18 protein-coding genes are annotated in these 20,983 nt (G+C 66.3%); 12 read left to right on the forward strand and 6 right to left on the reverse strand.

The genetic code is table 11. The features are described from left to right. The 4 genes from CJ014_RS17965 to CJ014_RS17980 all read right to left on the reverse strand — a co-directional run. On the reverse strand, positions 1-751 hold a 751-nt coding region (locus CJ014_RS17965; RefSeq protein WP_133121877.1), incomplete at its 3' end, for a UDP-glucose dehydrogenase family protein. Between the two features lie 21 nt (positions 752-772). Next, complete coding sequence (locus CJ014_RS17970) at positions 773-1,732, reverse strand: NAD-dependent epimerase/dehydratase family protein (RefSeq protein WP_100081874.1); 960 nt, start codon at positions 1,730-1,732, stop codon at positions 773-775. A gap of 247 nt (positions 1,733-1,979) precedes the next feature. Continuing rightward, a complete protein-coding gene (gene nusG, locus CJ014_RS17975; RefSeq protein WP_100081875.1) occupies positions 1,980-2,543 on the reverse strand; it encodes a transcription termination/antitermination protein NusG in 564 nt (187 codons plus the stop codon). Positions 2,544-2,963: 420 nt separating this feature from the next. Further along, positions 2,964-3,701 carry a GntR family transcriptional regulator gene (locus CJ014_RS17980; RefSeq protein ID WP_165790891.1) on the reverse strand — a complete coding sequence of 246 codons (738 nt, stop codon included), beginning with the start codon at positions 3,699-3,701 and terminating at the stop codon, positions 2,964-2,966. 207 nt (positions 3,702-3,908) lie between these two features. Between CJ014_RS17980 and CJ014_RS17985 the strand changes: the two genes are divergently transcribed. Beyond that, a complete protein-coding gene (locus CJ014_RS17985) occupies positions 3,909-4,886 on the forward strand; it encodes an SIS domain-containing protein (RefSeq protein ID WP_100081877.1) in 978 nt (325 codons plus the stop codon). An 82-nt stretch (positions 4,887-4,968) separates the two neighbouring features. After that, entirely contained in the window at positions 4,969-5,814 is an 846-nt protein-coding gene (locus tag CJ014_RS17990; protein ID WP_100081878.1) for a PfkB family carbohydrate kinase, read from the forward strand. Positions 5,815-5,869: 55 nt separating this feature from the next. Here CJ014_RS17990 and CJ014_RS17995 read toward each other — a convergent pair whose 3' ends face one another. Then, positions 5,870-6,958, reverse strand: a complete 1,089-nt coding sequence (locus CJ014_RS17995; RefSeq protein WP_100081879.1) for a LacI family DNA-binding transcriptional regulator — start codon at positions 6,956-6,958, stop codon at positions 5,870-5,872. A 408-nt stretch (positions 6,959-7,366) separates the two neighbouring features. Here CJ014_RS17995 and CJ014_RS18000 point away from each other — a divergent pair, with 408 nt between their 5' ends. Both CJ014_RS18000 and CJ014_RS28325 read left to right on the forward strand, forming a co-directional pair. Continuing rightward, complete coding sequence (locus tag CJ014_RS18000; RefSeq protein WP_425351930.1) at positions 7,367-8,146, forward strand: ABC transporter substrate-binding protein; 780 nt, start codon at positions 7,367-7,369, stop codon at positions 8,144-8,146. Between the two features lie 163 nt (positions 8,147-8,309). Continuing rightward, entirely contained in the window at positions 8,310-9,833 is a 1,524-nt protein-coding gene (locus tag CJ014_RS28325; protein WP_100081881.1) for an amino acid ABC transporter permease/ATP-binding protein, read from the forward strand. A 124-nt stretch (positions 9,834-9,957) separates the two neighbouring features. On the opposite strand, the gene CJ014_RS18010 is transcribed toward CJ014_RS28325, so the two are convergent. Beyond that, positions 9,958-11,361, reverse strand: a complete 1,404-nt coding sequence (locus tag CJ014_RS18010) for a phospholipase D-like domain-containing protein (RefSeq protein WP_245427432.1) — start codon at positions 11,359-11,361, stop codon at positions 9,958-9,960. 259 nt (positions 11,362-11,620) lie between these two features. On the opposite strand from CJ014_RS18010, the gene katG reads away from it, so the two are divergent. The 8 genes from katG to rpiB all read left to right on the forward strand — a co-directional run bounded on the left by katG (position 11,621) and on the right by rpiB (position 20,917). After that, the gene (katG, locus tag CJ014_RS18015; protein ID WP_207765796.1) at positions 11,621-13,828 is read left to right on the forward strand and encodes a catalase/peroxidase HPI; all 2,208 of its coding nucleotides are present in this window, start codon (positions 11,621-11,623) and stop codon (positions 13,826-13,828) included. Between the two features lie 391 nt (positions 13,829-14,219). Next, positions 14,220-15,164 (forward strand): transcriptional repressor AlsR, encoded by a 945-nt coding sequence (gene alsR / locus CJ014_RS18020; RefSeq protein ID WP_280952344.1) that lies wholly within the window; start codon positions 14,220-14,222, stop codon positions 15,162-15,164. Next, positions 15,161-16,099, forward strand: coding sequence for a D-allose transporter substrate-binding protein (alsB, locus tag CJ014_RS18025; RefSeq protein WP_100081884.1), 939 nt, complete (start codon positions 15,161-15,163; stop codon positions 16,097-16,099). Before alsR ends, alsB begins: the two co-directional genes overlap by 4 nt. Before the next feature lie 131 nt (positions 16,100-16,230). Continuing rightward, complete coding sequence (locus CJ014_RS18030) at positions 16,231-17,805, forward strand: sugar ABC transporter ATP-binding protein (RefSeq protein ID WP_207765797.1); 1,575 nt, start codon at positions 16,231-16,233, stop codon at positions 17,803-17,805. Continuing rightward, a complete protein-coding gene (alsC, locus tag CJ014_RS18035) occupies positions 17,802-18,752 on the forward strand; it encodes a D-allose ABC transporter permease (RefSeq protein WP_100081885.1) in 951 nt (316 codons plus the stop codon). The genes CJ014_RS18030 and alsC overlap by 4 nt, the downstream gene beginning before the upstream one ends. A 130-nt stretch (positions 18,753-18,882) precedes the next feature. Then, positions 18,883-19,566 carry a D-allulose 6-phosphate 3-epimerase gene (gene alsE, locus CJ014_RS18040; RefSeq protein ID WP_100081886.1) on the forward strand — a complete coding sequence of 228 codons (684 nt, stop codon included), beginning with the start codon at positions 18,883-18,885 and terminating at the stop codon, positions 19,564-19,566. Beyond that, positions 19,563-20,456 (forward strand): allose kinase, encoded by an 894-nt coding sequence (gene alsK, locus CJ014_RS18045; protein WP_100081887.1) that lies wholly within the window; start codon positions 19,563-19,565, stop codon positions 20,454-20,456. Before alsE ends, alsK begins: the two co-directional genes overlap by 4 nt. Then, positions 20,453-20,917, forward strand: coding sequence for a ribose 5-phosphate isomerase B (rpiB, locus tag CJ014_RS18050; protein ID WP_100081888.1), 465 nt, complete (start codon positions 20,453-20,455; stop codon positions 20,915-20,917). The genes alsK and rpiB overlap by 4 nt, the downstream gene beginning before the upstream one ends. Positions 20,918-20,983 lie beyond the last annotated feature (66 nt).

Below are 20,983 nucleotides of genomic sequence, written 5' to 3' on the forward strand. Positions count from 1 at the left end.
TGGCGCCGATGCGGCCGTCGAGGCCGATGCCGCGCGCCACCTGCTGCACGTCGGCGCCCACCTTCTCGCAGAGGTCGGCGATCTCGTTGATGAAGGTGATCTTCATGGCCAGGAAGGCGTTGCCGGCATACTTGATCAGTTCCGAGGTGCGGCGCTTGGTGAACAAGAGCGGCGCCTGGTTGAGGTAGAGCGGCCGGTAGACCTCGGTCATCACCTCGCGGGCCCGCTCGTCCTCGTAGCCGATGACGATGCGGTCGGGCCGCTTGAAGTCGTCGATGGCGGCGCCCTCGCGCAGGAACTCGGGGTTGGAGACGACGGCGACGTCGGCGGCCGGATTGGTCTCGCGGATGATGCGCTCGACCTCGTCGCCGGTGCCGACCGGCACGGTCGACTTGGTGACCACCACGGTGAAGCCGGTCACGGCGGCGGCGATCTCGCGGGCCGCCGCATAGACGTAGGAGAGGTCGGCGTGGCCGTCGCCGCGCCTGGACGGCGTGCCGACGGCGATGAACACCACGTCGGCCTCGGCCACCGGGCCGGCGAGCTCGGTGGAGAACGTCAGCCGCCCGGCCTTGACGTTGCCGTCGACCAGCGCCTCGAGGCCGGGCTCGTAGATGGGGATCTCGCCGCGCTCCAGCGCCGCGATCTTCTCCACCGCCTTGTCCATGCACACAACGTCATGGCCGAAGTCGGCAAAGCACGTCCCAGATACCAAACCAACGTAGCCGGATCCTATCATCACGATCTTCATGAATATGCTCTCTCGAAAATATCAGTTGAACTTGCCGCCACTTTCAGTGCCCCAACGCGTCAGAGCCGTCTCGATAGCGTTTGGATATTCCCGACCCTGGGAGGTCAACCATCCTGGATAGATGTCGGTCGATCGCACGAGCTTCATGACGCGGTCGGGATGAATTCCGATGTGAAAGGCATCCAGCAATTTGAGCAGCCGAGCCCCGGCAAGTACCAGTGCCTTGGGAACCAGGAACGTGCGAGCCTTCGGGAAATGACCATCAATCATGGCCGTGATGATCTGCTCGAGTGTGTAGCGCTGGGGATAGGCACCGTTAAACAGGATAAACGGCTCCGCCTTGCTCCGCGCAAACTCGATCGCGTCAAGAAGATCCTCGACGTATATGCAGGCTTTGATCGTGTCTTTGCGGCCCGGATAAATGAAGAAGCCCTTCTTGAGGAGCGTCGCCAGCCTCGTGAAGTTGCCGCCTTCACCGCCGCCAAATACGACCGCCGGGCGTACGATGGTCAGCTTTCTGCCTGAAACGGATTCGAGCCACTGTCTGTGGACACGCTCGGATATCAGTTTCGAATATCCATAAGCCGACTCCGGCGCCGGCGGTGTTTGCTCGGTCTTCATCTCCTCACTCGGGCCATATACCGAAATCGAGCTCGTGAAAATGATTTCGTTAACGCCATTCCGAGCGGCAAAATCCGTAACCGACAGCGCGCCAAGGATGTTGGTTTCGTAGTATTCATGGGTCGGATGACCCGGCGTCGTGTGAACAGCCGCGAAATTGTAAATTCGGCTGACCGCGCCATCGACCCAGAAGGCCGACAGATCGCGGACGTCTGCAATCCGATAGTCGACGCCGGGCAGCGTTTCGCGCTGCGGCTTGATATCGACCGAGACAACCTCAATGCCCTCGGCAACCAGACGCCGTGTGAGATGGGTTCCGATAAATCCGGAACCGCCGAAAACAATGACTTTATCGCTCAATGAAATCTCCTTGCCGCTTCAGCCTTACTGTCTTCCGAAGGGCCTCCAATACGGCGTAAGCACACTTCCAACGTTCGATAAATCATATCCCGAACGCTGCACTCACCAGACAAAAGCTACCGCACTCCGGGTGAAATCGCCTCACCGCGGACCAATCGCACCACCGTCGCGAATGAACAGCCCAAAGACCGTTCTCCCACGCCTCGACCGGAGGCTATCAACGCATCGATACCCAGCCAGGTGGCGGTCAGGCCACTTTCAGGATCATGTCCCGGGAAACGCCCGTCCGGACCTGGCTTCCCATCAAGCTCATCAGCAATACCAGCCGGTTGCGCCCGTCGAGCCGCTCGATGACGCCGAGCTGCTCGGCGAACGGGCCGGCCCTGAGGCGCACCGTCATGCCGGGCTGCAGCGGATCGACGAATTCGAGAATGCCGTCGGCATCGGTCGAGGCCACCAGCGTCTCGACGATACCCGGCCTGATCGCCAGGGGAGAATCGCCGTTGGTCACCAGCGACCGCACGCCCAGCGTTCCGTTGATCGACCGCCAGCGCGCCCGCAGCGGATCCATGCGCACGAAGACATAGCCGCGAAAGACGGGCGCCGTGGTGGCGATCGTCTTGCGGGCGTGGCGGCGCGTCACCCTTTCAAGCGGGGAAAAAGTGCAGAAACCCTGGCGGCGGAGATTGTCGACCGCGACGCCTTCCCGCTGCGGCTGTGTCATGGCGGCAAACCAGCGTTCGCCATCCGGAGGCCCATCGAAAGCGGCCTCGGACACGCCAGCAGCCTTTTGGGACAATGAACTTTCCATAAGGCCCCTTCTTACGCCCACACACGCCGACGCCCCGGACTGCAAGCGACCCGCGACGGACACCGCCGGGAGCCATGGCAACTCTTGCCACCGAATTGCAATTATCCTGCCAGTTTATTTGCTTCCACAACACAACCAGCCTAAGCGGCTCCGGCGACGGAAACGTGACGCCTCATCGGCATCGCATCATAATGGCAGAATTACAGGCGCCCCCTTTCAAAACAATTGCTTATCTACAAATCGACCAGGCCCGAAGGCCGTGAAAAACCGAAATCCAATGTGGCTTCCGAACGGTCCACCCAACCCTGGCCATCCGGAAAATCCGTTAGTCAACGGTACTTTCGATTGAGTGACGCTGTCAACATCCGCCTTGCAGGAAGGCGGATTCAAATCCACCCGATGGTGAATCCGCGCCGGCGCCTATACCTGGATGACGAGGTTGACGCGGTTGCTGGGTGTCAGCAGCAGCGAGCGCTGCAGCGGCGTGCCCGCCGCGTCGAACACCGTCTTCTCCACCTCGAACAGCGGCTCGCCGCTGCGGCAGTTGAGGCGTTCGCGCTCCTCGGCGCCGGCGAGGCGGACGTTGATCACCCGGCGGGCGTGACGGACCTCACGGCCGTAGCGGGTCTTCAGCAGCCGGTAGATCGAGCTGGCGCCGACGATCTCGGTGGCGAGATCGGGAAACAGCGCCAGCGGAAAGTCGGAGATCTCGATGGTCATCGGCGCGTCGGCGGCCATGATCAGGCGGCGGATGGTCAGGATAGGCGCGCCCCTCTGGATCGCCAGCTTCTGGGCGAGGGCGCCGTCGGCGGCGCCTTCGGCGACCCCGAGCAGCACCTTGCTGACCTTGTAGCCCTGCAGCGAATAGGTTTCCGAGAAGCCGGCGAGGTCGACCAGGCTGGTTTCCATGCGGCGGAAGGACACGAAGGTGCCCTTGCCGTGCCGCTTCTCCAGGAGGCCTTCCTCCTGCAACTCGCTGATCGCCCGCCGCACCGTGATGCGGCTCACCGCATATTGCTCGCAGAGCTGCGTCTCGGTCGGCACCGGCTCGCCGGGCGCATAGCGTCCGCTGCGGATCGCCTCCGTCAGGCTGTTCTTGAGCTGGAGATACAGCGGCGAAGCGTCCTGCCTCGCGAGGCTGTCGGCGGGCTGGGACAAGACGGCTTTTCTCCTCGGTTCGGGATGCAGGCGCCGGTCGACGTGACGGCGACCGTGCCACATAACGTCCGCCGAGTCACCGTTGCCGCGGGCGCTGCCTGTCGCCGGCGCCGGGTCGGCCGGCCTTGCCCTCAGAACGGCGTTGACAGACCTCGGCGCGCCATATTAGCCTATATGACGTCATAGGACGTTATCAAGGATTCAATCATGACGGAAGTGGTGAAGAACGTCGAGGCGGCGGTGAAGGCGGCGGCCGCCCGCGAGGCGGTGACGGACATGTTCTTCGTGGCCTGCGGCGGCTCCAACGCGCTGCTCATGTCCGGCCATTACGCGGTCGAGCGCGAGGCCGAGAAAATCGCCAGCTTCTCCTACAGCTCCGCCGAGTTCCTGGCGCGGGCGCCGAAGCGCCTCGGCAAGGGTTCGGTCGTCATCCTGTGCTCGCACTCGGGCAACACGCCGGAAACGGTGGCCGCCGCCAAATATGCCCGCGAGGCCGGCGCCCTGACCATCGCCTTCACCAACCTCGAGAATTCGCCGCTCGATCAGGCGGCCGAGGCGACCATCCTCTACCAGTACAATCCGCTGGCCGTCTCCGAGGATCACGCGGCGCCGATGCTGATGCGCCTGGTGTTCGGCATTCTCGCCGCCCGCGAGGGCAACGGCAAGCTCGGGAAGGTCGAGACGGCGCTCGCCGGCATGGGCAAGACCATCGAGGCCGTCATCGCCCGCCACAAGCCGTCGATCGCCGCCTGGGCCGAAAGTTCCAAGCGCGAGCCGGTCATCTACACCATGGGCTCGGGCGCCAACTGGGGCTCGGCCTATTCCTTCGCCATCTGCATCCTGCAGGAGATGCAGTGGGTGCATTCGGCGGCCATCCACGCCGGCGAATATTTCCACGGCCCCTTCGAGGTGACCGACTTCGACGTGCCGTTCATCATCCTGAAGGGCCTCGGCAACGCCCGCAAGATGGACGAGCGGGCACTGGCCTTCGCCGAGAAATACTCCAAGCGCCTGCTGGTGCTCGACGCCGCCGAGTTCGGCCTCGAGGCGCTGGCCGGCGACGCCGCCGAATATCTGACGCCGATGCTGTTCACGGCGCTGCTGCGCGCCTATGCCGTGGCGCTGGCCGACAGCCGCGGCCATCCGTTGACCGTTCGCCGCTACATGTGGCGCATGGAATACTGATAGCTTAGGGGCCGGGCGGACCACCGCCCCGCCCGCGTCCCGCGTGAGGTTGGCCGTGCCGCGACGGCCGAAAGGATGAGTGATGGCTGCTTCGGTGTCCTCGCCGGCCCTGCTCGGCATCGGCGACAATGTGGTGGATTTCTACAGGGATCGCGGCGAGTTCTTTCCCGGCGGCAACGCCGTCAACGTGCCGGTGCTGGCCAGGCGCTACGGCCTTGCCCGAGCCGGCTACATCGGCCTGATCGGCAACGACGCCGAGGGCGCCCACGTCCGCGACAGCCTGACGCGGGAGGGCATCTGGATCGACCGGCTCCGGCAGGCGATCGGCCCGAACGGCAAGGCGGTCGTGTCGCTCGACGACAAGGGCGACCGCGTCTTCCTGGGCTCCAACAAGGGCGGCATCCAGCGGGCGCTCGCCCTGCGCATGGACGCCGAGGACATCGAAGCCATCGAGAGCTTCGGCAATGTCCACACCTCGGTGTTCAGCTATATCGAGCCCGAGCTGCCGAAGATCCGGGCGCACGCGCAAACGCTGACCTTCGACTTTTCGACCCATCGCGACCCCGCCTATATCGCGTCGGTCGCCCCGCATATCACCGGCGCCTTCCTGTCCGGCTCCGGCCTTGCCGACAACGACATCGACGACCTCATCGGCTACGTCGCCGGCTTCGGCGTCGCCACGGTCGGCGTGACGCGCGGCAGCGATGGCGCTTTCTGGCTGGCCGACGGCCGGCGCTACCGCCAGGGCATCAAGCCGGCGGACGTAGTGGATACGCTGGGAGCCGGCGATTCGTTCCTGGCCGGCTATCTCACCGGCATTCTGACCGGCCGGCCGATCGAGGCCGCGCTCGATTTCGCCGCCGAATGCGCCGCTGCCACCTGCAGCTATTTCGGCGCTTTCGGCTACCCCCATCCCGCCGGCGGCTGAGACCGCCGTGCCCGTCGGGATGCTCCACCCCCTTCCGGCCGTGGCCCGGTGGCGGTCAGATGGCCGCCATCATCCGGCGCGGCGCGCCGATCGAGCCTCTTTCGATGAAGCGGGTGGGCAGAACGCAGTGGCGGGCGGGCGGCGATGCGCCGTTGATGCGGGCGATCAGCAGCTCGGCCGCCTGCGTGCCCATGTCGTAGACCGGCTGGTCGATGACGCTGATCGGCGGCGTCGTCACCGACGTCCACTCGGCGTCGTAGAAGGAAACCAGCGACAGATCGTCGGGAATGCCGCGGCCCAGCGTTCGCGCCGCCTTGAAGATCTCGAAAGCCACCAGGCTGTCCGAGGCCAGGATGGCCGTCGGCGGCGTCTCGCCGGACAACAGCCGTTCGATCGACGCCCGCTGCTGGCCGGCCGGGGCGCTGCCGGCAAGGCAGATGCCGCGCTCGGGCCCGTCGATGCCGGCGGCGCGGCAGGCGGCGAGGAACCCGTCGACGCGCGCCTTGACCGACGAGGTATAGAGCTGCTCCATGCCGGTAAAGACCGGCGGCTCGGCATTGAGCGCGGTGACGTAGGCGAGACGCCGGTGACCGGCCGCCACCAGGCGCATCGTGGCGGCGAAAGCCGCGTCGCGATCGTCGGTGGCCACAACGTCGGCGGCGAGGCCTTCGATCGGCCGGTCGAACAGCACCAGCGGCCGCCGCGACCGGACGATGTCCCTGAGATGGGCGATGGTGCGGTTGTCGGCCGGCGTGACGATCAATCCGTCGACCCGCTTGCCGACCAGCACCTTGAGCGCCGCCTTCTCCGCTTCCACCTCCTCGCCGGAATTGGCCAGGATGACGTTGAAGCCGTGCCGGTGGGCGGTGTCGGAAATGCTGCGCACGGCAATGCCGAAGAAGGCGTTCTCGATATCGCCGACCACGATGCCGATGGTGCCGGACTTGCCGGTGCTCACCGAGCGCGCCAGTTCGTTGGGCCGGTAATCGAGCGCCTTGGCGGCCGCCTGGACGCGCAGCTTCACCTCCTCGCTGACCGGGCCGTAGCCGCCGAGCACGCGGGCCGCGGTGGCCTTGGAGACCTCGGCGCGCCGCGCCACGTCGGCCACCGTCACCGGGCGAGGGGGAGAAGTTTTCCTATCCATGGGCTGTAGCACTACATAGCGATTGACGTCACGTCAATGTCGCAATAACCTCCGAACTGAGACCGGTCTCACACTACATACAAGTTGGATCGGGCGTTGAAAATAAGTGTGCCGGGCCGCTTTGCGCCAACATCAACCGGCATAGTTGGACAATCGCAGGTTCTGCCACCGCGTTACAGGGATACGACGTGGGGTAGAACCTTATATGGGCGAAGTCGAAAGATTTTTACTTCGCTTTCCAAAGAAATCCGGCCGGGAGCTCGGCAACGCGTCCGTCCGGAACAGACGGTTTCCGCTGCGGAAAGGCGCGACGGAGACAGAGACCAGCAGTCCAAACAACAAGGAGAACAGCACATGATCAGCAGCGCCATGAAGGGGTTGGGCCGTCACGTCCGGGCCTTTGGCCTTATGGCCGTTCTAGCCGGCAGCGGCGCCTCGGCGGCCCTGGCCGCCGGCGACAATCCCTACGACCTGATCGATCCCACCAGCATCAGCGTCGGCACCATGGGCGACGCCAAGCCCTATGCCTTCGTCGACGCCAATGGCCAGTTCAGCGGCTTCGACATCGAATTCTTCCTCAACATCGCCTCCCGCATGGGCTTCGACAAGGACCACGTCACCTTCACTGGCCAGGACTTCTCGGCCCTGATGCCGTCGGTGGCCAACGGTCGCTTCGACGTGGCGGTGGCGGCCATCGGCACCACCGAGGCCCGCAAGAAGACGGTCGACTTCTCGGACGGCTATCTCGCCGGCTACCTGACGGTGCTGACCTCCGATGCCTCGATCACCACGCCGGAAGGTCTCAAGGGCAAGCGTCTCGGCGTCGTACAGGGCACCTTGCAGGAGATCTATGCCGAGAAGAACTTCACCGGCACGGACATCGTCAAGTTCCCGGACAACAACTCAGCGGTCTCGGGCCTCAACAACGGCACGGTCGATGCTCACTTCCTCGATTACGAGGCGGCCAAGCAGTATGGCGAGACCTATCCGGCGCTGAAGCTCGCGGTCAACATTCCGTCCTTCGACGCGCCGGCCGGCTTCGTCGTCCGCAAGGGCAACGACGCCTTCCGCAAGGCGCTCAACGACAACCTGCACGCCGCCATGGAAGACGGCACGTGGCGGGATCTTTACCAGAAGTGGTTCCCGGGCTCGCCGATGCCCGACCAGTACCTGCCGTCGAAGAAGTAAGGCTGCCCGCCGCGCCCGGACATCGTTCCGGGCGCGGCGACCGGTCTGGCGAAAGCCGTCCGCGACGCTCCCCCCGCCGGACGGCCCACTCGGCCGGGACGCCTGATCGCGTGCCCGGTTTCTTTTTGTCTCGGTCAGCAGCCGACTTGGAAAGTCTTCCACAATGGAATGGTTCGAGAACGTTCGTCGCAGCTTTCTGGATTTCGATGCGATGGCCGCCGTGTTGCCGAACATGCTGTTCATCGGCCTCAAGAATACGCTCATCCTCGCCTTCGCCTCGACGATTCTCGGCGTGCTCGTCGGCATCGTTCTCGCCGTGATGGGCATCTCGCGATCGGCCTGGGTACGGCTGCCGGCCCGCATCTACACCGACATCTTCCGCGGCCTGCCGGCCATCCTGACCATCCTGATCATCGGCCAGGGCTTCGCCCGCATCGGCCGCCAGCTCTTCGGCCCCTCCCCCTATCCGCTCGGCATCATCGCGCTCAGCCTGATCGCCGGCGCCTACATCGGCGAGATCTTCCGCTCCGGCATCCAGAGCGTCGAGCGCGGCCAGATGGAGGCCTGCCGGGCGCTGTCGATGAGCTACGGCCAGGGCATGCGGCTGATCGTCATACCCCAGGGCATCCGCCGCGTGCTGCCGGCGATGGTCAACCAGTTCATCGGCAACGTCAAGGATTCGAGCCTCGTCTACTTCCTCGGCCTGTTGGCCTCGGAGCGCGAGATCTTCCGCGTCGGCCAGGATCAGGCGGTGGTGACGGGCAACCTGTCGCCGCTGCTGCTCGCCGGCATCTTCTATCTCGTCATCACCGTGCCGCTCACCCATCTCGTCAACTACGTCGACAACCGGCTTCGCACCGGCCGGCGGCCGACGGCGCTGGTCTCCGGCCTCGAGGAGGTCGGCGAGCTGCAAGGCAGCGTCGCGACGGCCACCGAAGCCGCCGAGAAGCTGCCGACCTTCAAGGGCGGCAGCCTCACCGTGCGCGGCCTCGGCATGGCCTACGGCGATCTCGAGGTGCTCAAGGACATCGATCTCGACGTGAAGGCCGGCACGGTGACCTGCGTCATCGGCCCGTCGGGGTCGGGCAAGTCGACGCTGCTGCGCTGCCTCAACCGTCTGGTGGAGCCGAAGGCCGGCGACGTGACCATCGACGGCGCATCGATCCTCACCATGAAGCCCGAGACGCTGCGCCGGCGCGTCGGCATGGTGTTCCAGCAGTTCAACCTGTTCCCCGACCACACGGCGCTCGAGAACGTCATGCTGGCGCTCACCAAGGTGAAGAAGATGCCGCAGGCCGAAGCCCGGCGCATCGCCGAGACGCGGCTTGCCGACGTCGGGCTGGCCAGCCGCATGGATCACCGGCCGAGCAGCCTTTCCGGTGGCCAGCAGCAGCGCGTCGCCATCGCCAGGGCGCTGGCCATGGCGCCGGAGGTGATCCTGTTCGACGAGGTGACCAGCGCCCTCGACCCGGAGCTGGTCAAGGGCGTGCTCAACCTGATGTCCGACCTCGGCCGCCGCGGCATGACCATGGTGGTGGTCACCCACGAGATGGGCTTTGCCCGCAAGGTGGCCGACCAGGTCGTCTTCATGGACGAGGGGCGGATCGTCGAGGCCGGCACGCCCGACGACATCTTCGAACGGCCGCGGAGCCCGCGCCTCCAGCGCTTCCTCAACGAAGTACTTTGAAGGACGGCCCGCGCTTTGGCGAAATAGCTGGATCGGCGTCCCGGATATATCCGGACGCCGCTCCACGCTTTTGTTTGCGCATCGGAATTTCCGAAAATCGGATTCCACTTTTCGGTCCGATGCCTTAAAGCAGCGGGCCGACCAATCGGGCGAGATTCTCGGCAAGGCTCATCGCCATCGGCCGGCGGCGCCATTCCAGCAGGTCCAGGCGGTCGCTCAGCGCCATGCACTGGGCCTGCTGGGCGACCAGTTGGGCGACCTCGGCCGGATCGTAGAGCAGCAGGCTGATCTCGGCGTTGAGCATGAAGGACCTGAGATCGGCGTTGCCGGAGCCAACGACGCCGATCCGGCCATCGACGGAAACATGCTTGGCGTGCAGCAGATGGCCGCGATAGCGGTGGATGCGCACGCCCATCGACATCAGCTCGTCGTAGAAGGAGCGCTGGGCGAGGCGGACGAGCCGCTGGTCGACCACCCGCGAAACGACAAGGTCGATGGCGACACCGCGATAGGCCGCCGTCTGGAGAGCGGCGAGCAACGCCTCGTCGGGGATCAGATAGGGGCTGACCAGCGTCACCTGCGTCTCGGCGGCGTGGATCAGGGCGACCAGCAGGCGCTCGAAGCCGGGTACGCCGTAGTCCGGGCCGCTCGGCATCACCTGCGCCGGGGCGGCGGCGGCAGCCGGCATCGGCGGCAAGGGGAGCACCTCGCGGGTCTCGAGATACCAATCGCTGGCAAAGACGGCAGCCACCGCGACCGCCACCGGGCCCTCGATGCGGGCGACCAGCTCGTCGTTGACGACGCCGCGGCGGAAATTCCGGTCGACGATGTTCTGCGAGCCGACATAGGCGAGGCGGCCGTCGATCACCGCGATCTTGCGATGGTTGCGCAGGTCGGCCCGCGCCCGCCGCACCGTCGTCCACCAGCGCACCGGCAGCGCAAGCCGATACGGCACGCCTTCGGCGGCAAGAAGGGCGCGCGTCCGCCGCAACCATGGGCGCGAGCCGACGGCATCGATCAAGACCCGGACGTCGACGCCACGATGGACGGCCCGGCCGAGCGCCGCCGCGACCTTCCGGCCGGTAGCGTCGTCGGCGAAGATATAGGTCAGGAGATGAACGCTCGCCTCGGCCGCGTCGATGTCGGCCGCGAGGCTGTTGATCGACTGGTCGTAGTCGGACATCAGCGAGAGATCGGAAGCGCCGGTCACGGGAAACTCGCCGAGCCGTTCGGCGAGCTCGGAGATGCCGGGCACCGGCCGCTCGGGCCGCGGCAGGGAGGTGGCCACGCGCCGCCGGAGAGTGGCGGCTTCGGCGAAGCGCTGCTGCCGCCAGGCGGGAAAGCGCGGCCGGCCGATCAGCCTATAGAGCACCAGCGCCGGCACCGGCAGGAAGAACACCAGCAGCAGCCAACTGCGGGCCGCTTCGGGCGGGCGGCGCAACGGCACGACCACCACCATGACGAGGCGGATCGACCATTCGACCAGCAAGTAGATGAGCGCCAGATGCTCGCTCCAGACCAACCGCACGCCCTCCGCCGATCCGGAAACCGACGAAATGCCGGCCCGGTCCTTTTCTATGGCCGAAACCGGGGCGCTTATCCAGAGGCGGGCGGCGGCGTTGCAACCGCCGAAAAAGGGCCGATGACGACGGAATTCTGCCACCCCCTGCCCCCCAATACGGATTGTGGACGGCCGTCGACCGCCTATGATCGGGGTGGTTGCGAAGGCGCCCCGGGGGCGGCAGGCCCATGGGGCGCCGGCGCTGCAGCAGAAAGGGGAGCGCGACATGGATAAGATTGATCATCACGGCACCGGCAAGTGCCCGATCATGCACGGGGTTAGCCCCAACGCGATTTCCGCCGGCCGGTCCAATCGGGACTGGTGGCCGAACCAACTGAATCTACGCATTCTTCACCAGCATTCGACCCTGTCGGATCCAATGGGACCGGACTTCGACTACGCCGAGGCGTTCAAGAAGCTGGACCTCGCGGCGGTGAAGGCCGACCTTTACGCGCTGATGACCGACAGCCAGGACTGGTGGCCGGCCGACTGGGGCCACTACGGCCCGCTGTTCATCCGCATGGCCTGGCACAGCGCCGGCACCTACCGCCTGATGGACGGCCGCGGCGGCGGCGGCACGGGCAACCAGCGCTTCGCGCCGCTCAACAGCTGGCCGGACAACGTCAACCTCGACAAGGCCCGGCGGCTGCTCTGGCCGATCAAGCGCAAATACGGCAACAGCCTGTCCTGGGCCGACCTGTTGATTCTGACCGGCAACTGCGCCCTCGAATCGATGGGCTTCAAGACCTTCGGCTTCGGTGGCGGCCGCGCCGACATCTGGGAGCCGGAGGAGGACGTCTATTGGGGCGCCGAGACCGAGTGGCTGGGCGACAAGCGCTACAGCGGCGAGCGCGACCTCGAAAACCCGCTGGCCGCCGTGCAGATGGGCCTTATCTACGTCAATCCCGAGGGACCCAACGGCAATCCCGATCCGATCGCCTCGGGCCGCGACGTGCGCGAGACCTTCGCCCGCATGGCGATGAACGACGAGGAGACGGTGGCGCTGGTCGCCGGTGGCCATACCTTCGGCAAGTGCCACGGCGCCGGCGATCCGACGCTGGTCGGCCCCGAACCGGAGGCGGCGCCGCTCGAGGCGATGGGGCTCGGCTGGAACAACGCCTTCGGCTCCGGCAAGGGCGTGCACACCACCGGCAGCGGCATCGAGGGCGCCTGGAAGAAGAACCCGACCCGTTGGGACATGGGCTACCTCAACACCCTGTTCGGCTACGAATGGGAACTGGTGAAAAGCCCCGCCGGCGCCCACCAGTGGCTCGCCAAGGATGTCGCCGAGGAAGACCTGATCCCGGATGCCCACGATCCCGCGCGCAAGCACCGGCCGATGATGACCACCGCCGACCTGTCGCTGCGCTTCGACCCGATCTACGGGCCAATCGCCCGCCGCTTCCGCGACGATCCGGCCGCCTTCGCCGACGCCTTCGCCCGCGCCTGGTTCAAGCTGACCCACCGCGACATGGGGCCGAAGGTGCGCTATCTCGGGCCGGAGGTGCCGGCCGAGGACCTGATCTGGCAGGATCCGGTGCCGCCGGTCGACCACGAGCTGGTCGACGCCGGCGATATCGCCGCGCTCAAGGCCAAGGTGCTGGCGTCGGGCCTCACCGTCGCCGAGCTGATCTCGACCGCCTGGGCATCGGCCTCGACGTTCCGCGGCTCCGACAAGCGGGGCGGCGCCAACGGGGCCCGCATTCGCCTGGCGCCCCAGAAGGACTGGGAGGTGAACGAGCCGGCGCGGCTCGCCCGCGTGCTGTCGGTGCTGGAAGGCATCCGGCTGGCGTTCAATGCCTCGGCGCCCCGGCCGATATCGCTGGCCGACCTGATCGTCCTCGCCGGCTCGGCCGCCGTCGAGGAGGCGGCCAGGAAAGCCGGCTATACGATCGACGTGCCCTTCTCGCCCGGGCGCACCGACGCGACGCAGGAGCAGACGGACGTGGCGTCCTTCGTCGTGATGGAGCCGAATGCCGACGCTTTCCGCAACTACGCGCGGGCCGGGCGTCCGGTGGCGACCGAGGAGCTGATGATCGACCGGGCGCAGCTTCTAACCCTGACCGCGCCCGAAATGACCGTCCTCGTCGGCGGGCTGCGCGTGCTCGGCGCCAACTGGGGCGGGACGCCGCATGGCGTGTTCACCGACCGGCCGGGCGTGCTCAGCAACGACTTCTTCGTCCAACTCGTCGACATGGGCACCGAATGGCGGCCGGTCTCCGAGGGAGAGGAAACGCTGTTCGAGGGGCGGGACCGCGCGACCGGCGCGGTGAAATGGACGGCCACCCGCGTCGATCTGGTGTTCGGCGCCAATTCGCAGCTCAGGGCGCTGGCCGAGGTCTACGCCCAGGACGACGCCGGCGAGAAGTTCGCGCGCGATTTCGCCAGGGCCTGGACCAAGGTGATGAACGCCGATCGCTTCGATCTGCGCTGACGACAAGCGGCCGGCCCCGGATATCCCCGGGGCCGGCCGATGACCAAAACACGCCCGGGCTACCGGCGTCGCCGGACCGGGCCCATGCCGGCGGCCGGACACCGAAGAGAGCCGCCCCGGCCGGCCGATCACCCCACGAAAAATCGAACCGCCAACCCGTCACGGATGCAGGCCTTGGACCGGCCGGCGCCGGGGCGCCGACGCATGCCTCGATCCTTGATCCGTATAAATACCAACTCAAAAGGAGTTGGTGGTTTGCACTTTACATTCTGACATCACTTTCGTAAAGTTTCGCCTATCACGCACGGTGACGGCAAGCGGGCGAGGTTGCGACAGCATGACAAACAGGGAGCGAGCCGGTCACCCTAAAGATAGCGGAATTCGCGACCCTATGGCGGCCGCGGCGCATATCCGCATGTTGCTACCTGCGCTATCACAAGGGGAACAGAATGTTGCCCTCTGGTTGCTGGAGCGTGGAAATTTGACGAATAGCCCGAAGATCGGTGAAGTCGCCGCCGCTCTCGGGATTTCGGAAGCCATGGTCGTCAAGGTGGCGCGCCGGTTGGGTTACGGCGGCTTCAAGGAGTTGCGCGCCGACCTCCTGGCCTATTACGCCAACCTGCGGGTGGAGATCGACGAAGAGCTTCGCCGGGAAGATTCGATCCCGCAGATCGTCCGCAAGGTGTTCGCCACCGAGCGATCGGCGCTCGAGGAAGTGGAAAGCATCCTCGACATCGACGCCATCGCCGAGGCGGCACGCATCTTCATCAGGGCGCGTCACCGCGACCTCTACGGCGTCGGCGGCTCGGCCACCGTCTGCGCCGATGCCTCCCACAAATTCCTGAGGATCGGCATCCGGTCGAGCGTGTTCTCCGACGCCCACCTGATCGCCATGTCGGCGAGCCTTCTGGAAGAGGGCGACGCGGCGCTGGTGGTGTCGCACTCGGGCGAATCCAAGGACGTGATCCTCGGCGCGGAAGTCGCCCGCGCCTCCGGCGCCAAGGTGATCACCATCACCAACTCGATCGCCTCGACGCTGGCCCGCAATTCGGATGTCGTGCTGTGCGCGCCGGCCAAGGAAGCGCCGCTGATGGGGCAGAACGCCGCCGCCCGCATCGCCCAGCTCGCCATCCTCGACACGATGTTCATCTGCCTGGCGCGCGAGGACTACGAGACCGCCGAGCGGAACCTGAACAAGGTGCTGACCTCGGTCGCCGTCTATTCGACGAACGACCGTGGCCGGACAGAAAGACGCGGCACGCCCCGCGCTGACAAAAATTCGCCGGACGGCGTCCAGCCGGCGAAGGAAACCGCAAGGAAAAGGGTGGAGTTATGAAAATCAGAGGTCTGCTCATCGCTACCGTCGCCGCCGCCGGCATGCTGGGCTTTTCCGCCGGCGCCATGGCCGCCGACTACGCCATCGTCCTCAAGACGCTGTCCAACCCGTTCTGGGTGCAGATGAAGGAGGGCATCGAGGCCAAGGCCAAGGAGCTCGGCGTCGAGGTCGATATCGTCGCCTCGCCGTCGGAAGAAGACTTCCAGGCCCAGCTGCAGCTGTTCGAAGACATGCTGAACCGCGACTACAAGGGCTTCGGCTTCGCGCCGCTGTCGCCGGTCAACCTGGTCAATCCGGCCGCTGCCGCCTACAAGAAGGGCAAGCCGATCGTCAACATCGACGAGAAGGTCGACATGAAGGCCCTCGAAGCGGCCGGCGCCAACGTCGAAGCCTTCGTCACCACCGACAACGTCAAGGTCGGCGAGAAGGGCGCCCAGTTCATCATCGACCAGCTCGGCGCCGACGGCGGCGAAGTCGCCATCGTCGAGGGCAAGGCGGGCAACGCCTCGGGCCAGGCCCGCCATGACGGCGCCAAGGCCGCCTTCGAGGCGACCTCCAACGTCAAGCTGGTGGCCAGCCAGCCGGCCGACTGGGACCGCCTGAAGGCGCTCGACGTCGCCACCAACATCCTGCAGGGCTCGCCCGACCTCAAGGCCTTCTACTGCGCCAACGACACCATGGCGCTCGGCGTCATGCAGGCGGTGCAGAACGCCGGCAAGGCCGGCAAGGTGCTGGTGGTCGGCACCGACGGCGCGCCGGAAGCCCGCGAGATGGTGGCCGCCGGCCGCCTGACCGCCACCGTCGCCCAGGACCCGGGCCAGATCGGCGCCACCAGCCTCGAGATCCTGGTCGAAGCCGTCAAGGCCGGCAAGCTGACGCCGGTCGGCAGCGAGCCCAAGCAGGTGGCCGTGGATTCGGTTCTCGTCACCAAGTGATGACTTGACCGGGACGAGGCGGTCGCCGCGCAGGCGGCCGCCTTCCTCCCCTCCGTCCGGCGCGTCAATCCCCCGGCGCGCCGGACGCTTTCTGAATGGCCATCCGACCGGACGACCCAAACGAGATCGACATGTCAAACCTGGCTCCGAACACCGCCGGTCCGGCCGGCATCGAAGAGGTCGCCCCGATCGTCCGCATGGTCGGCATCGAAAAGCATTTCAACAACGTCGCGGTGCTGAAGGGCGTCAACCTCGACATCCGTCCCGGCGAGGTGCACGTCCTGCTCGGCGAGAACGGCGCCGGCAAGTCGACGCTGATGAAGATCCTGACCGGCATCCACGAGCCGACCGGCGGCGAGATCGTGCTCGACGGCGTGTCGCACCCGCTGGTGACGCCGCGCGAGGCGAGCGAGGCCGGCATCTCGATCATCTACCAGGAACTTTCCGTCATCAACGAGCTGTCGGCGCTGGAGAACCTGTTCGTCGGCCGCCTGCCGGTGAAGCGCCGGCTCGGCGTGCCGGTGGTCGACTGGAAGCTGATGGAGACGGAAGCGCGGTCGATCATCGGACGGCTCGGCCTCGGCGGCCTGGATCTCCACAAGCCGGTCGGCGAAATGCCGATCGCCCATCGCCAGATCATCGAGATCGCCAAGTCGCTGATGAAGAACGTCCGCGTGCTCGTCATGGACGAGCCGACGTCTTCGCTGACCTCGGTGGAAACCGAGCGGCTGTTCGCCCTCGTGCGCCAGCTCAAGGCCGAGGGCACCGCCGTCCTGTTCATCTCCCACAAGCTCGACGAGGTGCGCGAGATCGGCGACACCTTCTCGGTGCTAAAGGACGGCGTCTCCACCGGCCACGGCCGCATCGCCGACTATACCAACGACGACCTCGTGCGCATGATGGTCGGCCGCGTCGTCAAGCAGCGCTTCCTCGCCGAAGGATCGATCGACCGGACGTCGATGCCGGTCCTCAAGGTGGAGAACGTCACCAGCGCCGACCGCAAGCGCGTGCGCGACGTCAGCTTCGAGGTGCACCACGGCGAGGTGCTGGGCTTTGCCGGCCTCGTCGGCTCCGGCCGTACCGACCTGATGAACTGCCTGTTCGGCGCCGAGCGGCGGGCCGGCGGCAGGATCATCCTCAACGGCGCCGACATCACGCCGAACAATCCGGTCGAGGCGGTGAAATCGGGCATGGCCTATCTCACCGAGAACCGCCGCCAGACCGGCTTCACGCCCAACTTCACCATCGAGGGCAACATCGCCGTCACCAAGTCGGTGAAGGACGCGCCCTTGCGCGGCACCTGGGGCCTCGTCGACCGCAAGGCCGAGCGCGCCGTCGCCGAGGAGCAGCGGCGCCAGCTCTCCATCCGCTGCGCCGGCATCGACCAGAGCATCCTCGAGCTGTCCGGCGGCAACCAGCAGAAGGTGCTGGTCGGCAAATGGATGTCGATCGCTCCCTCGGTCATCATCTTCGACGAGCCGACGCGCGGCATCGACGTCGGCGCCAAGTCGCAGATCCACGAAATCATCCGGGCGCTCGCCAATGCCGGCAAGGCGGTGATCATGGTGTCGTCCGAACTCCCCGAAATCCTGGCCGTCTGCGACCGCGTCGCGGTGTTCCGCAACGGCCGAATCATGGACACCCTCGACGGCGCAACGGCAACCGAGGAATCCATCCTGAGCGTCGCAATGAGGGACGGCAAATGAGCCAGCGCGTGAAACTCGGCAAACTCTGGGACATCTACGGGACGCTCTGCATCCTGCTGGTGATCGTGGTGCTGTTCAGCGCCCTGTCGCCCACCTATTTCACCCGCCCCGAGAACATCGTGCAGATCTTCCTGCAGAGCTCGATCACCATCATGATCGCGCTCGGCGAGTTCTTCCCGATCCTGATCGCCGGCATCGACCTCTCGGTCGGTTCCGTCCTGGCGCTGACCGGCATGATCACCGCCCAACTGATGGTGGCCGGCTTCGACCCGACGCTCGCCGTGCTGATCGGCGGCGTCGGCGGCGGCCTGGCGCTCGGCGCGGTCAACGGCCTTTTGGTCAACTTCACCGGCCTGCATCCCTTCATCATCACGCTCGGCACCAACGCCATCTTCCGCGGCGTGACGATGATCATCTCCGGCGCCAGCCCGGTGTTCGGCTTCTCCTACGACTTCGTCGACACGGTGACCGGCTTCGTCGGCTTCGTGCCGGTGCCGGTGATCTTCGCGCTGTCGTTCGCCGCCGTGCTGTGGTTCTTCACCGCCAAGACGCGCCTCGGCCGCAATATCTACGCCGTCGGCGGCAACAAGGAATCGGCCTTCTATTCCGGCATCGACGTCAAGCTGCATACGCTGATCGTCTTCATGATCTCCGGCCTCTGCGCCGGCCTTGCCGGCGTGCTGTCCATCGCCCGCCTCGGCGCCGCCGAGCCGGCGGCCGGCACCGGCTTCGAGACCTACGCCATCGCGGCAGTGATCATCGGCGGCACCAGCTTCTTCGGCGGCAAGGGGCGCATCCCCTCGGTGGTGATCGGCGGCCTGATCATCGGCACCATCAACAACGGCCTCAACATCCTGCGCGTCCCCACCTTCTACCAACTGGTGGTGATGGGCGGCCTGATCATCTCGGCCGTGGCGCTCGACCGGCTGATCGCCCGCATGCGCTGACACACGGCGGCGCGCCTACCATATGAACAGTTCCGCCCCGCCTTCCTCCCCGGCGGGACGGCCCGCCCCCGCCGTTCCTCCCCACGGCGGGGGGCCTGCCGGACAGACCGGCCCAGACCAGGACGACCCGATGAAGATCAAGATCTCCCCCTCCCTGATGTGCATGGACCTCCTGCGCTTCAAGGAACAGCTTACCTTCCTCGACAGCCATGCCGACTTCCTGCACATCGACATCATGGACGGCCACTACGTGCCGAACCTCACGCTGTCCCCGTTCTTCATGGAGAGCGTCGCCAAGGTCTCGAAGCTGCCGATGGACTGCCACCTGATGACCACCGATCCGTGGATGTGGGTGCCGATCATGGCCAAGGCGGGCGCCGGCTTCATCTCGCCGCAGGCCGAGACCATCAACGCCATCGCCTTCCGCATCATCGCCAGGATCCGCGAGCTCGGCTGCAAGCCCGGCATCGTCGTCAATCCGGCGACGCCGCTCGACAGCCTCAGGCACTATATCCACCTCATCGACAAGATCACCATCATGACGGTCGATCCGGGCTACGCCGGCCAGCCGTTCATCGCGGAGATGCTGGACAAGATCACCGAGGCCAAGCGCCTGCGCGAGGAGCGCGGCCTGAACTTCCTGATCGAGGTCGACGGCTCCTGCAACAAGCGCACCTACGCGCGCCTTGCCGCCGCCGGCGCCGAAGTGTTCATCGTCGGCACCTCGGGCCTGTTCCACAATCACGAGGACATCGCCGAGGCCTGGAAGATCATGACCGCCGACATCGAGGCGGCGCTCGGAGCCGCGGCATGAGCATTTTCGCCGGCATCGACCTCGGCGGCACCCATACCCGCTTCGCCGTGATGGCGGACGGCGCCTTTGTGCTGTCCGAGAAATACGTGACCACCGACCTGATGGCGGCCGGACCGAAGCTCGCCGGCGTCATCGCCCGCTACCGGGAGGTCGCGGACCGGGCCGGCCGCAAGCCGCAGGCGGTGGGCATCGGCCTGCCGGCGACGCTCGACGCCGATCGCCGCGTCGTGCTGTCGGCGCCCAACGTCGACGGCCTCGACGGCCTCGACGTGGTGTCGCTTCTCGAAGGCGCCTTCGGGGTGCCGGTGGTGGCCGAACGGGACGTCAATTTCCAGTTCTTCCACGACATGAAGGCCAGCGGGAGGACGCCCAGGGTGGCGCTCGGCGTCTACATCGGCACCGGTGTCGGCAACGCCGTGTGGATCAACGGCTTCTATACCGGCGCCCACGGCTCGGCCGCCGAGCTCGGCCACATCCCGGTGCCCGGCGCCACCGGCGTCTGCGGCTGCGGCAAGGTCGGCTGCCTCGAAACGGTGTGCTGCGGCCGCTGGCTGAAGGGCTGGCAGGAGCGGAACGCGCCGGACACGCCGATCGCCGACATCTTCGCGCGCCATGGCGACCATCCGGACATTCGGAACTTCGTCGAGACGGCGGCGATGAGCGTCGCCACCGCCGTCAACATCATCGACCCGGAGCTGGTGTTCCTGGGCGGCGGCGTGCTCGAGATGCCCGCCTTCCCGTTCGAGACGCTGAAAACGCGGCTCCTCGCCCATGCCCGCGCGCCCTTCCCGCGCGACGTGCTCGAGGTGCGGCTCGCCTCCAACCTCGGCGACAGCGGCGCGCGCGGCGCCTGCCTCTATGTCGCCGGCAAATTCGGAACCGTCCAATGACCGGCAAGCATAGAATCGTCATCTCCTCCGACCATGTCGGCGTCGACCTGAGGAAGACCGTCGCCGCCCATCTCACGGCGCTCGGCCACACGGTCGAGGACGTCGGCCCGGTCACCGCGGAGCGGACCGACTATCCGAAATGGGGCGAGAAGGCCGCCCGCATCGTCCAGGCCGGCGGCGCCGACTTCGGCGTCGTCATCTGCGGCACCGGCTTCGGCATCTCGCTCGCCGCCAACAAGCTGAAGGGCATCCGCTGCGTCGTCTGCTCGGAACCCTACACCGCCCGCCTGTCGCGCCAGCACAACAACGCCAACATGCTGGCCTTCGGCGCCCGGGTGGTCGGCCAGGATCTGGCCTTGATGATCGTCGACGAATTCTTCGCCGCCGAATTCGAGGGCGGCCGCCATGCCCCTCGCGTCGACATGATCGGCGAGATCGAGACGCGCGAAGGCGCCGGCTGACCGGCTTTTTCCGTCCGATATCCAAAGCAGACATGCCGCGCGCCCGTCAGGACGCGCGGCTGTTTT

Source organism: Pleomorphomonas carboxyditropha (genome assembly GCF_002770725.1).
In the GTDB taxonomy this organism is placed as follows: domain Bacteria; phylum Pseudomonadota; class Alphaproteobacteria; order Rhizobiales; family Pleomorphomonadaceae; genus Pleomorphomonas; species Pleomorphomonas carboxyditropha.

What these genes read in the sequence shown, in the direction of transcription:
- nusG (WP_100081875.1), bottom strand. Translation starts at nt 2,543, where the DNA reads ATGGAAAGTTCATTGTCCCAAAAGGCTGCTGGCGTGTCCGAGGCCGCT.
- CJ014_RS18000 (WP_425351930.1), top strand. Translation starts at nt 7,367, where the DNA reads ATGGCCGTTCTAGCCGGCAGCGGCGCCTCGGCGGCCCTGGCCGCCGGC.
- alsC (WP_100081885.1), top strand. Translation starts at nt 17,802, where the DNA reads ATGAGCCAGCGCGTGAAACTCGGCAAACTCTGGGACATCTACGGGACG.
- CJ014_RS17990 (WP_100081878.1), top strand. Translation starts at nt 4,969, where the DNA reads ATGGCTGCTTCGGTGTCCTCGCCGGCCCTGCTCGGCATCGGCGACAAT.
- CJ014_RS17995 (WP_100081879.1), bottom strand. Translation starts at nt 6,958, where the DNA reads ATGGATAGGAAAACTTCTCCCCCTCGCCCGGTGACGGTGGCCGACGTG.
- rpiB (WP_100081888.1), top strand. Translation starts at nt 20,453, where the DNA reads ATGACCGGCAAGCATAGAATCGTCATCTCCTCCGACCATGTCGGCGTC.
- alsR (WP_280952344.1), top strand. Translation starts at nt 14,220, where the DNA reads ATGGCGGCCGCGGCGCATATCCGCATGTTGCTACCTGCGCTATCACAA.
- CJ014_RS18030 (WP_207765797.1), top strand. Translation starts at nt 16,231, where the DNA reads ATGTCAAACCTGGCTCCGAACACCGCCGGTCCGGCCGGCATCGAAGAG.
- alsE (WP_100081886.1), top strand. Translation starts at nt 18,883, where the DNA reads ATGAAGATCAAGATCTCCCCCTCCCTGATGTGCATGGACCTCCTGCGC.
- CJ014_RS17985 (WP_100081877.1), top strand. Translation starts at nt 3,909, where the DNA reads ATGACGGAAGTGGTGAAGAACGTCGAGGCGGCGGTGAAGGCGGCGGCC.
- katG (WP_207765796.1), top strand. Translation starts at nt 11,621, where the DNA reads ATGGATAAGATTGATCATCACGGCACCGGCAAGTGCCCGATCATGCAC.
- alsB (WP_100081884.1), top strand. Translation starts at nt 15,161, where the DNA reads ATGAAAATCAGAGGTCTGCTCATCGCTACCGTCGCCGCCGCCGGCATG.
- CJ014_RS28325 (WP_100081881.1), top strand. Translation starts at nt 8,310, where the DNA reads ATGGAATGGTTCGAGAACGTTCGTCGCAGCTTTCTGGATTTCGATGCG.
- alsK (WP_100081887.1), top strand. Translation starts at nt 19,563, where the DNA reads ATGAGCATTTTCGCCGGCATCGACCTCGGCGGCACCCATACCCGCTTC.